Source organism: Tenuifilum sp. 4138str (genome assembly GCF_041102575.1).
GTDB classification, from domain to species: Bacteria; Bacteroidota; Bacteroidia; order Bacteroidales; family Tenuifilaceae; genus Tenuifilum; species Tenuifilum osseticum.
This window is the reverse complement of record NZ_JBGCUE010000002.1, coordinates 330,350-345,474: the sequence shown is the minus strand read 5'-3', so window position 1 is coordinate 345,474 and position 15,125 is coordinate 330,350. Positions and strand designations below refer to the sequence as shown.

The 15,125-nt window shown below is 41.8% G+C and carries 12 protein-coding genes; 10 read left to right on the top strand and 2 right to left on the bottom strand.

Annotated features, from left to right (window positions below):
* Positions 1–233: 233 nt before the first annotated feature.
* From topA to porN, 7 genes are all read left to right on the top strand, one after another.
* Positions 234–2,561, top strand: coding sequence for a type I DNA topoisomerase (gene topA / locus AB6811_RS03360; RefSeq protein WP_369489030.1), 2,328 nt, complete (start codon positions 234–236; stop codon positions 2,559–2,561).
* Between the two features lie 8 nt (positions 2,562–2,569).
* Complete coding sequence (locus AB6811_RS03355) at positions 2,570–3,727, top strand: arginase family protein (protein ID WP_369489029.1); 1,158 nt, start codon at positions 2,570–2,572, stop codon at positions 3,725–3,727.
* Positions 3,728–3,952: 225 nt separating this feature from the next.
* Positions 3,953–4,900, top strand: a complete 948-nt coding sequence (locus tag AB6811_RS03350; RefSeq protein WP_369489028.1) for a PorP/SprF family type IX secretion system membrane protein — start codon at positions 3,953–3,955, stop codon at positions 4,898–4,900.
* Positions 4,901–4,957: 57 nt separating this feature from the next.
* Positions 4,958–6,286 (top strand): T9SS ring complex lipoprotein PorK/GldK, encoded by a 1,329-nt coding sequence (porK, locus tag AB6811_RS03345; RefSeq protein ID WP_369489027.1) that lies wholly within the window; start codon positions 4,958–4,960, stop codon positions 6,284–6,286.
* Between the two features lie 36 nt (positions 6,287–6,322).
* Positions 6,323–7,564: a type IX secretion system motor protein PorL/GldL gene (porL, locus tag AB6811_RS03340; RefSeq protein ID WP_369489026.1), complete on the top strand. Its 1,242-nt coding sequence runs from the start codon at positions 6,323–6,325 to the stop codon at positions 7,562–7,564.
* A gap of 32 nt (positions 7,565–7,596) precedes the next feature.
* Complete coding sequence (gene porM / locus AB6811_RS03335) at positions 7,597–9,237, top strand: type IX secretion system motor protein PorM/GldM (protein ID WP_369489025.1); 1,641 nt, start codon at positions 7,597–7,599, stop codon at positions 9,235–9,237.
* A 9-nt stretch (positions 9,238–9,246) separates the two neighbouring features.
* Positions 9,247–10,119, top strand: coding sequence for a type IX secretion system ring subunit PorN/GldN (gene porN, locus AB6811_RS03330; RefSeq protein WP_369489024.1), 873 nt, complete (start codon positions 9,247–9,249; stop codon positions 10,117–10,119).
* 71 nt (positions 10,120–10,190) lie between these two features.
* On the opposite strand, the gene AB6811_RS03325 is transcribed toward porN, so the two are convergent.
* The gene (locus AB6811_RS03325) at positions 10,191–11,279 is read right to left on the bottom strand and encodes a mannose-1-phosphate guanylyltransferase (protein ID WP_369489023.1); all 1,089 of its coding nucleotides are present in this window, start codon (positions 11,277–11,279) and stop codon (positions 10,191–10,193) included.
* Positions 11,280–11,564: 285 nt separating this feature from the next.
* Here AB6811_RS03325 and AB6811_RS03320 point away from each other — a divergent pair, with 285 nt between their 5' ends.
* Both AB6811_RS03320 and AB6811_RS03315 read left to right on the top strand, forming a co-directional pair.
* The gene (locus tag AB6811_RS03320) at positions 11,565–12,314 is read left to right on the top strand and encodes an MlaE family ABC transporter permease (RefSeq protein ID WP_369489022.1); all 750 of its coding nucleotides are present in this window, start codon (positions 11,565–11,567) and stop codon (positions 12,312–12,314) included.
* A complete protein-coding gene (locus AB6811_RS03315) occupies positions 12,311–13,060 on the top strand; it encodes an ABC transporter ATP-binding protein (protein WP_369489021.1) in 750 nt (249 codons plus the stop codon). Before AB6811_RS03320 ends, AB6811_RS03315 begins: the two co-directional genes overlap by 4 nt.
* 1 nt (position 13,061) lies before the next feature.
* On the opposite strand, the gene AB6811_RS03310 is transcribed toward AB6811_RS03315, so the two are convergent.
* On the bottom strand, positions 13,062–13,760 hold the full coding sequence (locus AB6811_RS03310) for a Crp/Fnr family transcriptional regulator (RefSeq protein ID WP_369489020.1): 699 nt from the start codon (positions 13,758–13,760) through the stop codon (positions 13,062–13,064).
* Between the two features lie 128 nt (positions 13,761–13,888).
* On the opposite strand from AB6811_RS03310, the gene sqr reads away from it, so the two are divergent.
* On the top strand, positions 13,889–15,118 hold the full coding sequence (sqr, locus tag AB6811_RS03305; RefSeq protein WP_369489019.1) for a type III sulfide quinone reductase, selenoprotein subtype: 1,230 nt from the start codon (positions 13,889–13,891) through the stop codon (positions 15,116–15,118).
* Positions 15,119–15,125 lie beyond the last annotated feature (7 nt).

Sequence of the window (15,125 nt, the reverse complement as noted above, 5' to 3'; positions counted from 1 at the left end):
AACTTTATGGGTTCAGGTTTTTGTCAGTCAAACATATAGCAATTCGGCGTAAAGTTAGTAAAATATGAATGCAAAATTGTACAACTTTTTTATGGAGATAATGTAAACACCATAAATTCAATTAGTAAACCAACAGTTAATGAAAAATTTAAAGTTCAATTCACTAACATAATTTTGTTCAAACCGTATCAATTTCTTTACTTTGTGCCAACCTAACGTAATATATATAAGGTATGATACCTAACCTGGTTATAGTAGAGTCGCCCGCCAAAGCTAAAACTATAGAAAAGTTTTTGGGGAAAGATTTTGTAGTAAAGTCGAGTTTTGGCCATATACGCGACCTGTCAAAGAACAAGCTTGGTGTAGATTTAAAAAAGAACTATAAGCCACAGTACATTGTTAGCGACGATAAGAAAAAGGTGGTTGATGAGCTGAAAAAGGCTGCAGAACAGGCCCAAACGGTATGGCTAGCCTCCGATGAAGACCGTGAAGGGGAAGCCATTGCCTGGCATCTGGCCGAGGTGCTTAAGCTCGATCCTAAAAAAACTAAACGCATAGTTTTTCATGAAATCACCAAGAACGCCATTCAGCAGGCCATTCAAAACCCCCGTTCCATTGACGAGAACCTTGTCAACTCCCAGCAAGCGCGTAGGGTTTTGGATAGACTGGTAGGGTTTGAGATATCGCCTATACTTTGGAAAAAGGTAAAACCTGCACTCTCGGCAGGCCGTGTACAATCGGTTGCACTTAGGCTCATTGTGGAGCGTGAGAGGGAAATCATCAATTTTAAGAGCACTTCATTCTATAAGGTTATTGCCGATTTCGATGCCCAAACTCCCTTTAAAGCAGAGCTATCGGATAAGTTAAACACCATTGATGAGGCAAGAAAATTCCTGGAGCATTGTAAGGATGCAACTTTTAAAGTACTCGATGTAGTTAAAAAACCTGCCAAGAAATCGCCGCCTCCTCCATTTACCACATCAACGCTTCAGCAGGAAGCTAGCCGTAAATACGGCTTTTCGGTTTCCCAAACCATGACCCTTGCCCAGAAACTCTATGAGGCCGGTTACATTACCTACATGCGTACCGACTCAGTAAACCTTTCCGACCTGGCCTTAGCCACCTCCCGCGAGGTAGTACTTAAGGAGTTCGGCGAAAAATACTCACATACCCGCCAGTACAAAACCAAAACCAAGGGAGCACAGGAAGCACATGAGGCAATCCGACCCACATATATCGATAAGGAAAAGGTACCTGGAACTACTGCAGAGCAAAAGCTGTACGATTTGATCAGGAAACGAACACTTGCCTCGCAAATGAGCGATGCTCAACTTGAGCGCACCACCATAACCATTGAGGTTTCCGGGTCAAAGTACCAATTTGTTGCCTCTGGCGAGGTTATCATTTTCGATGGGTTCCTTAAAGCTTACAGCGAATCATCGGACGACGATAGCGAGGAGGCAAGCAGGGATCTTTTACCCCTTGTAAAGGTTGGTCAAGCCCTACAACCTAAGCAGATTAACGCCCTGGAACGATTCGCACAACGTCCTGCTAGGTATACTGAGGCTAGTTTGGTAAAGAAACTTGAAGAGCTCGGAATTGGACGGCCTTCAACCTACGCTCCTACCATTTCAACTATAATTGCCAGAGGTTACGTGATTAAGGAGGATAGGCCAGGGGTTGAACGTCCATACCAAAGCATTACCCTTAAACAGGGTAAAATTACCCAAACCCAAAAGGTTGAGGTTACTGGAGCTGAAAAGGCAAAGCTTTTTCCCAGCGATATTGGAATTGTGGTTAACGATTTTCTGGTGGAGTACTTTCCCAATATTGTTAACTATAACTTCACTGCACAGGTTGAGGAAAAGTTCGATGAGATTGCGATGGGGAAGATGGAATGGACCAAAATGATTGATGAGTTCTATAAGCCGTTCCACGATACCGTTAAGAAAACCGAAAAGGAGTCGGATTACACAAAAGGGGAGAGGGTTTTAGGAACCGACCCGGCAACTGGAAAAACTGTTAGCGTTCGGATTGGCCGGTATGGCCCTATTGTTCAGCTTGGCGACAACGACCCCAATAGTAAGGAAAAACCTCAGTATGCAAGCTTGCTAAAGGGGCAATTGGTTTCAACAATAACCCTTGAGGAGGCTTTGTCCTTATTTAAACTCCCGCGTACACTTGGTAGCTTTGAGGGGAAAGAGGTGGTAGTTGCAGTTGGCCGGTTTGGCCCATACGTTCGGCACGAGGGGAAATTTTACTCCCTCAAAAAGGATGATAACCCTTTAGATATCGATTTAAGTAGAGCCATTGAAATTATTGAAGAGGGTAGGTTGAAAGAAAAACAAAGGGTAATCAAGACTTTTACTGAGGACCCCGAACTTATGGTGCTTAATGGCCGTTGGGGACCATACATCTCAAAGGCAAAAAGTAACTATAAAATTCCCAAAGGGACTAACGCATCGGAGTTAACCTACCACGACTGCCTCAAAATAATTGAAGAATCTGAAAAGAAGGAAACTACGGGCAAGAAAACTACAAAAACCACTAAAAAGAAATAGAGTACCCTATGCTAGCAAATGAGCTTATAGCATACCTAGTTCCTTCCGATGTGACGGGATTTTACCCTTTTGCTGAAAAAAAGTATTGTTTTGGCAACCAGGTGATAAACCTACATGACCACCCCGATTCCCCAATCCGCCCTGGCGATATATTTATTGTAGGGATTGAGTCGTTGGATTCACAGTCCATATCCAACGATATTCGTCAATTGCTTTGGGGGCTTAGCTCCATCCCTTACTCAAAGGGGAAAGTGTTTGATGCTGGCAATATTTCTGCAACTCTTACGTTAGCCCAGCAGTATCAAGTTGTGGAGTCAATCTCGGCAATTATTGCCGAATCAAAATCGCATCTCATTCTCTTAGGTGGCCCACAGGAATTCCTATCAAAGGCTTATGCTGGGTGGAAGCAAAGCCAGAGCTTCATCCGGATGGCCATTATTGATAGTAAAATTGATTGGGATGGAAACAACAACGATTTTCATCAGGATAACTTTGTTAACACATTGATTGATGAGCCCTACGAGAAGTTGCTCGATTTAAGTTTTATTGGCATTCAGGGATACTTTACTCCACAGCATACCCTACAAAAGGTTTTGCGCCGTAAGCATGATTATATCAGGTTAGGCAACCTGCGCGGAAATATCCGTGAGGCAGAACCTACACTGTCCGATGCAAGTCTGGTTAGCATTGATATGGCAGCCGTTCGCGCTTCCGATGCCCCTGGAAAAGCATTTGATAATCCCAATGGACTCTATGCTGAGGAGATTTGTATGCTTTCCCGTTATGCCGGCATTGGACAGAGTAGTAAATTTATTGGAATTTGCGGATTAAAAACTAATGCACCCGAACAAACCATTATGCTTGCCGCACAGGTACTTTGGCACTACATTGAGGGTGTTTCCCATCGCAGGGTTGAAAATCCCATTAAAAATTTACCCCATAATAAAAAGTATGTAGTAAGTACCGAGGTTCAAAATGTTGAAATGATCTTTTTTAGAAGTGAACTTTCCGGGAATTGGTGGTTTGAGCTACCTGTAAATAGTAAAAAGAAACTTTTGCGAGGAAAATTATTAGTGCGGTGCAATGCATCGGATTATTCACAGGCAAGTAATGGCGAGATCCCTCAACGTTGGTTGCGTTGGTATAAAAAAGCTCAAAAAATCTAATTTAACCAGGAGCTCATTGGTTAACATTTTTTAGCACTAAATCCAATATTTTGGAACGTTCAAAAAAAAATCTGCTTAAAAGGTAACCCCTACAGGCAAAAGCAGGTATAAAGCATTACTGTTACTTTTGTTAACATATTTTGTTAATAAATTTGTATGAATTTAAAATTTTTACTTACTTTACTTTTCGGTTCATATAGGCAAACTAATTTTTAAAAGCTACCAATGAGAGTATTTGGAAAACTTGTATTTGCCACTACACTAAGCGTTTTGCTGTCGTCCCATGCTTTCGGACAGCAAGACCCTCAGTTCAATCAAATACTCTTTAACCCGTTAACTATAAATCCAGGATACGCTGGAAGTCAGAACAACATGATAGGGGTTGGGGCCATCAGCCGCATCCAGTGGGCAGGTTTTGGCGATGGTGCACCCTTAAGCAATACATTAGGCATAAATGCCCCAATATCGCCCTTTGGATTCAAGAGCGGAGTTGGGTTGAGTATCCTGAACGATAGCTATGGATTTAATAATGACCTTGGCATTAACATTGCCTATGCTGCCCGTTTTAAATTTAAATTGATTAATGGCGATTTAGGATTTGGGGTTGGTGCTGGGTTTGTAAATAATAAGCTCGACCCAAAATGGAATTACCCCGTTGGTGGTGGCGATGAGGCAATTCCTGATCAAAAGGAAAGTTCAATCAACTTTGACCTCAGCGCAGGGTTATACTTCAATACGGAGTACATGTTTTTTGGGTTCTCAGCGCTACACCTGAACGAAACCAAAACTAATAAGGCAGCATTACCTGCACGGTATACCCGTCAGTACTACTTAACTGGTGGATATATTGTTAATTTTCCAAACCCCACATGGCAGTTTGAGCCTTCAGTAATTGTTCACAGCGATTTAAAATCGAGTAAATTATCGCTTAATACAATTGTTCGGTACAATAAAAAGGTATGGGGTGGCGTTTCTTACCGTGTGGGCGAGGCGATTACTGGCTTGGTTGGTTTTGAACTTTTTAATGGTATTAAGTTTGGGTATGCTTATGAATTTAGTACCAGTAAAATAAGTAAGTACAACAACGGTTCTCACGAGTTTTACATGGGGTATAACTTCCAGCTAAATAAGGAAAAGCCACCCCAACAGTATAAAAGTTTGAGATTTTTGTAACATATTTTTACAATTGAACGAAAAAAATTACGTTATTTGCTTAATAAACGATGCCTTATGAAAAAATTTCTCTCCATAGGTATTTTGGCGTCCCTACTTTATGGTTGTGGACCTGGCAATACTGGCGAGTTAACGGGTGTTCCAGGACGTAGAAGTTTCAGCGAGCCAACACCGCTGGGAATGGTGTTCATTCCCATGGGTTCATTTACTCTGGGTAGCAATGATCAGGATGTTGCCTGGGCAATTAATGCTCCTACCAAAACGGTTTCGGTTGATGCTTTCTGGATGGATCAAACTGAAATTACTAATAACCAGTACCGGCAGTTTGTTTACTATGTTCGCGACTCCATTGCACGTCGCCTACTTGGTGAAATAAACGATGAGTTCCTAATCACAGAGGACCAGTTCGGGAACCCTCTGGATCCTCCTGTTCTCAACTGGGAAGTTCCAATTGATATGGAAGATGAGGAGCAACGCGAAGTCCTAAATGCCCTATACTATTCCAAAGAGGATGAACTTTTTGGTCGTAAGGAGATTGATACCCGTAAACTATTCTTTGAGTATTACTGGATTGATATTAAGCAAGCAGCTCAAAAACGCAACCGCTATAACTACGAAACCCTCAGTTACGACCAGGGTGAGGTTATAAACAGCCTAGGAGAGAAGGTTAAGGTTGATAACCGCCAGAGTTTTATCATGCGCGATAAGGTAAACGTTTACCCCGATACTCTTTGTTGGGTAGCCGATTTTACCTATGCGTTCAATGAACCTTACACCAATAGTTACTTCTGGCATCCTGCATTCGACAATTACCCTGTTGTTGGCGTTACATGGAAACAGGCAACTGCTTTCTGTATTTGGAGAACCCAAACACTCAATAAGTTTCTTGCCCCTGAAGGTATTACCATTCAGGATTACCGCTTACCTACCGAAACTGAATGGGAGTATGCTGCCCGTGGTAATTTGAACCACAGCATGTATCCTTGGGGCGGACCTTACACCCGTAATATGGAGGGATGCTTCCTGGCCAACTTCAAACCCCTCCGTGGTAACTATGTTGACGACGGTGGTTTAATACCAATCCCCGTTGGCACTTATGAACCAAATGATTATGGACTATACGATATGGCTGGAAACGTTGCTGAGTGGACAGCCAACGCCTACGATGAAAGTGCATACTCTTTTATGCACGATATGAATCCCGATTATAAGTACAACACTAAACCATCCGATCTACCAGCGCTAAAGCGTAAGGTGGTTCGTGGCGGTTCGTGGAAAGATATTAGCTTCTTCCTTCAGGTTGGTTCACGTACCTACGAGTATCAGGACTCAGCCAAGTCTTATATTGGATTCCGTTGCGTTCGTTCTTACCTCGGAGCTAAGTAGAAGTGATGAATTTTACTAATTGAAAACATTACAGTTATGAAGATCAGCATAGAAGAAATTGTAACATCCAAGAAATGGAAAACCTTCATGAAGTACCTTTACGGATGGGGTGCTTCAGTGGTAATTCTTGGTGCACTTTTCAAAATTCTTCACCTGAAAGGTGCTGGTACCATGCTTTTCCTAGGTATGGGTACGGAATCAATAATATTCTTCTTCTCCGCTTTTGAGCCAATTCACGAAGAGGTAGACTGGACTCTAGTATATCCTGAATTAACCGGAATGTCCGATGAAGAGGAAATTTCAGGATACCGCCGCTCCAGGAACCAAGGCCTTTCTGCTGAGGATGTTCAACAAATTATTACTTCTGTGCTGGCATCCTTGCCCGCAGGGTCTGCTGGAGTTGCTGCAGCCGCTCCTGTATCCGCTGCACCGGCTTCACAACCAGCTGCGGTAGGAGTTCCCGGTGCCCTAATCTTTACCGAAAAGTTCAACAAGATGCTTGAAAACGCAGAGATTAGTCCTGCCCTTTTCGATAAGGTTAGCGCTGGGCTTAATAAACTGGGTGATGCATCGAGCAAAATTGCCGACATTACCAATTCAGCAACAGTTGTAAAGGAGTTCAACGAGAAATTGACAAAAGCATCGGAGAGTGTTGGTACTTTTACCCAAAATTACTCTCAAAGCGGACAAGCACTCAATGAGTCAATAAATGTTTTAAACCAAAACATACAGCAGGCTGCAGGTGTAATGTCCGAAAGTGGCAAAAACTTCATGGATGGTGTTAACCAATCGGTTAAGAACCTGGAGGCCGAACTTACCAATGCCGGACAAAAGGTAAGCGAACGAATAGTTGGTTCCGCCGAATCGGTTGCCGATAATCTTAAAGTCTCAGCCGATGGACTTGCAAACGCCTACAAGCAAACAGCATCGCAGGTAGCTACTACCTACCAGCAGTTAGCTGAAGCAATGCAACTTAACGGAAACGTTATTACAAACGGAAGTACAAGCTATAAGGAACAGCTTGAACGACTGAACAAGAATATGGCTGCACTAAATGCAGCGCATGAACTTCATCTGCAGGAAACCAGCCAAAGGCTTAAAGAAGCCGAAAAGGTTTACCAGGGAGTTGATGGAATGGTAAAGAAACTTAACTTCACTATTGAAGAGACCGAAAAGTTCAGGTTGGCAGTTGAGAAGTTGAATAGCAATGTGGCTGCTCTCAATAATGTTTACGGCAACATGCTTACAGCAATCAATGCCCTATCAAACGGAAAGTAGCAGTTTTGCATATTACAGCTTAAGATAGCTTTATGGCACACGGAAAAGAGACTCCCAGGCAAAAGATGATCGGCATGATGTACCTCGTGCTGACAGCTATGCTTGCGCTTAATGTATCGTCTGAGGTTCTTGAAGCTTTTGTTTTAGTTGACAATGGCCTATCAAGAACTACAGAAAGTTACCGGCTTAAAAACAAGAAACTTTACGATGAATTTGCTGCTGCTTACAGCATAAATCCTGTAAAGGTTGGGCCCTATAAACAAAAAGCCGACGAAATTCAAAAGAAAGCCACTGAAATTCTACAGTACGTTCAGGACCTTAAAATAGAGGTGGTAAAAGCATCGGAGGGTGAGGAAACCCCAGCAATCCAGAATGGTGAAATTATTGGTGAGCTCATTCAGGGTAAAAGCGACCTTGATAAAGCTGCTACTATCCTGATAGGGTTTGAGGGTAATGGTAAGGCAAAGGTCTTAAAACAAAAATTAGAAGAATTCAGGGAGTATATAGTTAGCATAATTGATAAGGATAGGGCCCCAGAACTTGTTGAATCAATCAAGAAAATTCTTAATACTGACGATCCCCCAATAAAGGAAGATGGCACACACAACACCTGGGAGAGTGCACGATTTGAACATATTCCATTAATTGCAGTAATACCTCAGCTTACAAAGGTACAGGTTGATATTCTTAACGTTGAAGCTGAAGTTATTAACTATCTGATGGGTAGCATTGGTGCAACAGAGTTTAAATTTAATAAGCTCTCAGCCACAGTAATCCCTAACTCCAACATTATTTTCCAGGGTAGCGAATTCCGAGCTGAGATATTTCTTGCCGCTTCCGATACCACTCAGGTACCCAAAGTTTACCTTTGTCGTTACGACTCGGTTTTCAATAGCGCAATCAATGGATATGACTACCGTCCTATTGGAAATACTGAGGAAGTACCAGTAAACAAAACCGGTAGAGCCGTACTAACCCGTAAAGCCTCATCAACTGGTGTTGTAAACTGGCAAGGATTAATTGAAATGAAAGCACCAGATGGAACAATTGTTCGACGTCCATTCAAGCATTCCTACACAGTAATGCCACCCAACGTGGTTATTGCTCCAACCAAGATGAATGTGCTTTACTTGGGTGTTGAAAACCCAATAGATATTTCAGTTCCAGGATTTGCCCCCGATAAGGTGTCGGCCACTATTAGCCGTGGTAGCATCAAGCCTGTTGGAATGGGAAGTTACATAGCCCAACCAGGAGCAGGTGCACCTACTGTTGAAATTACAGTTTTTGCTGAAACGGAAGGCAAGCGAAAAGTTTCCATGGGAAAAAAGACCTTTAGGGTAAAGAAAGTTCCCCCCCCAACGCCAAAGGTTCTTGGCGTAACTGGCAAGGTTGTTAACAAAAACGAACTTGAAGCCTCGCTAGGGGTTGTGGCTGAGATGCCTCAGGACTTTGACTTTGACCTGAAATTCAAAGTGGTTAGTTTTAAACTCTCTGCTACTGTGGGCGGGTTCCTACAGGAAAAGGAGTCAACTAGTTCACGTTTTACCGATGAACAAAAGCGTATTATAGCATCTATTCGTTCTGGAAGCCAGATTGCCATAACTGATGTTAAGGCAGTTGGGCCCAGTGGCGATGTGGTTGAATTGAACGATTTGGTATTAAAGATAAGATAATATACTGCCATGAAAAGGATTATACTGTTCTCTGTCGTAATATTGTTAACATCCTTTGCATCAAATGCTCAGGACAGAAAAGAGAGTTTAGAACGCGATGGCTTTTACACCCGTGAAACAACACCCGCCCGTGTTCCTATTCCCTATCAATTTGTTAGAGAATCGGATGTTTTATGGTCAAAGCGAGTTTGGAGAATTATTGACCTAAGGCAAAAGATGAACTATCCGCTTTACTACCCTACTGAACTGATGCAGGATAGGGAAAGTCTAGTTCAGCGATTAGTTAGAGCTATCAAGTATAATGAAATTAATGCTTACGACCCTATAGATGACGAGTTTACTACCCGTTTATCCTATGAGCAAGTTGTTAAACAGCTTGGCGCTGAGGATAAGGAACAAACTCAAATCGATGAGAACGGACAGGAGGTAAAGGTAACTGTAAAAGGTCAAATTCGCTGGGGCGATATAAAGGAACTCCTTGTAAAGGAAGACTGGTTCTTTGACAAGCAGCGCTCAGTTATGGAGGTGAGGATTATTGGAATTTGTCCCATTCTTCACCGTATGGATTACCGTAATACCGGAAATGAAGAGGAGCAGGAAGGAACCCTAAGCAGAATTCAAACGTTTTGGATTTATTTCCCTGAAGCCAGAAGCGTTTTGGCCAATACCGATGCCTATAATAACTTTAACGATGCTCAGCGTATTACCTACGACGATCTTTTCTGGAAACGTAATTTCGATTCATACATTATCAGAATATCGAACGTATGGGATAACAGGGCAATTTACGAGTACACTTTCACTGGTTTGCAAACATTACTTGAGTCCGAAAAGATTAAAACAGAGCTCTTCAACTTTGAGCACGATTTGTGGGAGTACTAGGGATATTATCTAAAATACTTAAGGCCGTGGGTTTAACCTACGGCCTTTTTCGTATGCAAACAAGTATTGGTTTAAGCAAAATCCTTATTGTTCATTAAAACATCGTTCACAAAATTTCGTATCTGCTGCTCATCCTGCTTTTTACATATAAGCAGAACGTCCTTGGTATCAACCACAATATAGTCGTCCAAACCCTGAATAACTGCAAGCTTATTTTTTGGGATGTTGAAAATGGAATTGCTGGTTTGGTAAAGCATAAGTTGCTGGGCTATGGCCGCATTACCATTGGGGTCATGGGGTAGGTGAGTGTATAGTGAACCCCAAGTTCCCAAATCGGACCATCCGAACTCGGAACAAAAAACGTAAACATTATCAGCTTTTTCCATAACTCCATAGTCAATGGAAATATTCCTGCACTCGGAGTATGCTGAAGCAATTGTTTCGGTTTCTTTGTCGGTACCATAAATGGGTAGTAACTCCTTAAATAAGCTGTTTACCTCAGGTAGGTGGCTTTCGAGTGCCGCTGAAATGGAGGCAATGCTCCAAATAAACAAGCCTGAATTCCAGTAAAACTCACCACTTTCCAAAAACTTTTGTGCAAGCTCCAGGTTTGGTTTCTCGGTAAATGTTTTAACCTTGAATAGCGAGGGAACTTCCTTTACAGGCTTACCTACCTGAATATATCCGTAACCGGTTTCAGGCCTACTTGGCCGAATGCCCAGAGTAATCAGAGCATTGCTGTTCGAGGCAAATTCGGCGGCTTTTAAAATGGTATCGAGAAAAATATCTTCATTGAGAATTAGATGATCGCTAGGAGCTACAATGGCTATGGCATTTGGGTTTTGTTGCTTGATTTTGTATGTGGCGTATGCAATACAGGGTGCTGTGTTTCTTCTTAGGGGTTCAAGCAAAACCTGATTCGGTGATAGATTGGGTATTTGTTCGTTAACCAATGAACTGTATGCGCTACTGGTAACAATCAGTATATTTTCGCGGGGGCAAACCCGGCTCATCCTTTCAAAAGTCTGCTGTAGGAGCGATTTTCCGGTGCCTAGTATATCGATAAATTGCTTTGGTTTATCAACTCGGCTAAGCGGCCAAAAGCGACTTCCAATGCCACCTGCCATGATAACGCAGTATAGGTTTTTCCTTTCAATCATTGTTTTTACAAATTAAATTGCAAAAGTAGTTCATTTTTTGGCACAAAAAAACTGCTAAGAATTTGAATGCAACCCGATATGGTAGAGAGTCATTAACGCAATCCGTAAAGTTTAACGAATATTTTCTGCGTTGCTTAAAATTTAATAAAATCATCTGTTAAATGATTCAAAACACAATATTTTGAGTTATAGCCTGAAATATTAGTTGCTAAATGCTACTTATTTTTGGATATACCATTAACTTTGTTGGAGGAGTTTCAGTTTGATTAAATAAAATTACCACCTATGAAATTGCTTATTGCAATTGATATGTTTGGGGAGTATATACTCCTTCTGAAAAAGGTTTTTTCAAAACCAGAAAAACGGAGAGTTTACCTTCAGCAAACCATTAAGGAAATTGATAAGCTAGGGCTACAGTCAATTGGTATAGTTACAATTATTTCGGTTTTCATGGGTGCTGTAATTACCCTTCAAACAGCATACAACATGGAGAATCCCTTTATTCCTAATTATCTTATAGGACTTGGTACCCGCGATAGCATGCTGCTTGAGTTCTCATCAACAATTATTGGATTGATACTGGCAGGAAAGGTTGGTTCTAATATTGCTTCAGAAATAGGAACAATGAAGGTTACGGAGCAGATTGATGCCCTGGAGATTATGGGTATCAACTCAGCAAGCTTTCTTATACTTCCTAAGATTATTGCCACAATTATATTCAACCCCTTCCTTACCGTTTTAAGTATGATAGTTGGGATTGCCGGTGGATGGTTGGTTGGGGTTTTTACAGGCGTTGTTTCAACCCAGGAGTATATCGATGGGGTTCAGTACGCCTTTATTCCGTATTACATCACCTATTCGCTTATTAAAACAGTAGTATTTGCTTTTCTGATTACCACGATCTCTGCCTTTTATGGCTATAGGGTTCAAGGCGGCTCACTGGAGGTGGGTAAGGCAAGTACCCAAGCTGTAGTAATGAGTAGTATTTTTATTCTTCTGTTTAACCTTATCCTAACCCAACTCTTACTCTCGTGATAACCGTTAAAAATCTAAATAAATCGTTCGATGGGCGTTTGGTTTTAGAAGGTATAAACGCCACCTTTGAGAAAGGAAAAACCAACCTGATTATTGGGCAGAGCGGATCGGGTAAAACCGTTTTGCTAAAATGTATTGTTGGGCTGCATGAGGTTGATTCCGGCGAAATCTACTATAACGATACCCGATTCGACAATCTGAATTTTAGAGACAAGAAAAAGATACGCCAAACAATTGGTATGCTTTTTCAGGGTTCAGCCCTTTTCGATTCCGCTACTGTGGAGGAAAATGTTATGTTCCCCTTGGATATGTTCACAACCATGAGCCACGAGGAAAAACTCGATAGGGTAAACTTTTGCCTTAACCGTGTTAATATTATCAATTCAAATCACCTTTACCCTGCTGAGATTAGCGGAGGAATGAAGAAACGAGTTGCTATTGCTCGAGCCATTGCTCTTAACCCTGAATTTCTTTTTTGCGACGAGCCTAACTCGGGTTTAGATCCTAAAACAGCAGTGGTTATCGATCAGCTCATTAAGGAAATTACTGAGGAGTTTAATATTACTACCATCATAAATACCCACGATATGAACTCGGTTATGGGTATTGGCGATAAAGTAATTTTTATCCACAATGGGAAAAAGTGGTGGGAGGGTAGCAAGGAAAATATTCTTGACAGTGATAATAAGGAACTGAACGATTTTGTCTTTTCCACAGAGCTAACCCGAAAAATCAAAGGGTTATAGTTTAACCGTGCATTTTTATCCAGCGCAACTTTTCGGGGTCAACAATTTCAATGGTGGTTCCCTCAATACGAATAATGTTATCGCGCCTAAACTCCGACAGAATCCTCACAACATTCTCAACCCGCATATCAATTAGTTCAGCAATCTCGCGTCGGGAGATGGGAAGGCTAAATTTATGCGATTTGTAAACCTCATTCCCAAAGTAGCAAATAATAAAGGCAACCCTGCCACGGAGCTGACGAAGCTCCAAATCCAATCGGGTTCCCATCATCAGATCGGCCACCTGCGATATCTTTTCCAGAAGCGTTTTTGCAAAATCGCCATTGGTGCTAATTAAGTTTATAACCAGGTTGTAGTCAACACAGCAATACTCGCAATCCTCAATGGCTATTATGTTGTACTGGTAGTTTTTTGATGAAAAAATGCTAAGTAAGCCCACAAAGTCGTTTGGAGTTGCAATACCTATGATTTGCTCACGTCCATCGGGGTTTACACGGGTTAGCTTTGCTAGCCCTACACGCAAGAAAATGAATCCTTTTATCGGGCTATCCTGCTTGGCTATTGTTTCGCCCTTTTTAGCATAGTGGAAGGTTTTATTTGCGGTAAGCTGATTTAGCTGCTCATCGGACAGTTTTGAAAAAACCGAAGAACGGAAACCACATTCAGCACATATATTGCCCGGACAAAAATTTTGATTCATATCTACATATATTGATATATATCAGAATTGATTTTTATCAACAGCTGTAAATCTAAAACTTTTGTTACTATTTACGTACTTTGAATTGATAAAATTTTAACAATTAAGCAAAATTTAATAATTGACATATGAAGAAGATTGTGATTCTAGGAGCAGGTACAGGTGGAACCATTATGGCCAATAAGCTCCGTAAGGTTTTGGAACGCGATGAGTGGAGTATTACTGTGGTGGATAAGGACCCGAATCATTACTACCAGCCCGGTTTCCTGTTTATACCTTTTGGGATATACAGTAAGCACGACGTGGTTAAACCTAAGGCTAGCTTTATTCCTGCCGGCGTAAAGTTTATTGTAAACGATATTGACCGTGTTGAACCCGACAAGAACACAGTTTACCTGACCAACGGGCAAATTCTGGAGTACGATTTTTTAATAGTTGCCACAGGCACGCATATTAATCCCGCAGAGACACCCGGTTTGCTTGGTAGGGAATGGCGTAAGAGTATTTTCGACTTTTATACCCACGAGGGAGCAGTTGCCTTAAGCACATTCCTAAAAACTTGGGAAGGTGGCGATATGGTAATCAATATAGCCGAATTGCCCTTTAAGTGTCCGGTGGCACCGCTTGAGTTTGCATTCCTTGCCGATGAGTTCTTTGTGAAGAAAGGTATTCGCGATAAGGTAAACATTTACTATACCACACCCCTTTCAGGTGCTTTTACCAAGCCAAAATCCTCGAAAATGCTTGGGGAACTCCTTAAGGAGAAGAACATTCAAATCATACCCGACTTTTACCTTGAAAGGGTTGATGATGAAAATAAAAAGATTATTTCATACGATGGGCGGGAGGTTAAATTTGACCTGCTAACCATAATCCCTGTTAACATGGGCGCCGATTGGGTGGCTCGCAGTGGTATGGGCGATGACATGAACTACATTGCCACCGACAAGTACACCCTACGTTCCGAGAAATGGGAGAATGTTTTTGTGCTTGGCGATGCCAGCAACATCCCTACATCAAAGGCAGGATCCGTGGTTCACTTTGCTTCGGATGTGCTTTTCGAGAATCTTATGGCTGCCATTGAGGGTCGTCCCCTAATTGCCAAGTTCGATGGTCACTCCAACTGTTACATCGAAACAGGATTCGGTAAGGGTTCGCTGATCGACTTTAACTATGAAACCGAGCCGCTTCCCGGAACATACCCCTTACCCGGAATTGGCCCGTTTGGCTTACTTAAAAACACCCGGATTAATCATTACGGAAAGGTTATGTTCCGTTGGATATACTGGCATCTGCTCTTGAAAGGTAAAGAGCTACCGCTTGAATCGCAAATGACTATGGCTGGTAAGGAACTTTAATAACTGT

Coding starts and splice junctions, on each gene's coding strand:
- AB6811_RS03310 (WP_369489020.1), bottom strand. CDS start 13,760: ATGAATCAAAATTTTTGTCCGGGCAATATATGTGCTGAATGTGGTTTC.
- AB6811_RS03355 (WP_369489029.1), top strand. CDS start 2,570: ATGCTAGCAAATGAGCTTATAGCATACCTAGTTCCTTCCGATGTGACG.
- AB6811_RS03320 (WP_369489022.1), top strand. CDS start 11,565: ATGAAATTGCTTATTGCAATTGATATGTTTGGGGAGTATATACTCCTT.
- AB6811_RS03325 (WP_369489023.1), bottom strand. CDS start 11,279: ATGATTGAAAGGAAAAACCTATACTGCGTTATCATGGCAGGTGGCATT.
- AB6811_RS03350 (WP_369489028.1), top strand. CDS start 3,953: ATGAGAGTATTTGGAAAACTTGTATTTGCCACTACACTAAGCGTTTTG.
- porL (WP_369489026.1), top strand. CDS start 6,323: ATGAAGATCAGCATAGAAGAAATTGTAACATCCAAGAAATGGAAAACC.
- sqr (WP_369489019.1), top strand. CDS start 13,889: ATGAAGAAGATTGTGATTCTAGGAGCAGGTACAGGTGGAACCATTATG.
- porM (WP_369489025.1), top strand. CDS start 7,597: ATGGCACACGGAAAAGAGACTCCCAGGCAAAAGATGATCGGCATGATG.
- topA (WP_369489030.1), top strand. CDS start 234: ATGATACCTAACCTGGTTATAGTAGAGTCGCCCGCCAAAGCTAAAACT.
- porK (WP_369489027.1), top strand. CDS start 4,958: ATGAAAAAATTTCTCTCCATAGGTATTTTGGCGTCCCTACTTTATGGT.
- porN (WP_369489024.1), top strand. CDS start 9,247: ATGAAAAGGATTATACTGTTCTCTGTCGTAATATTGTTAACATCCTTT.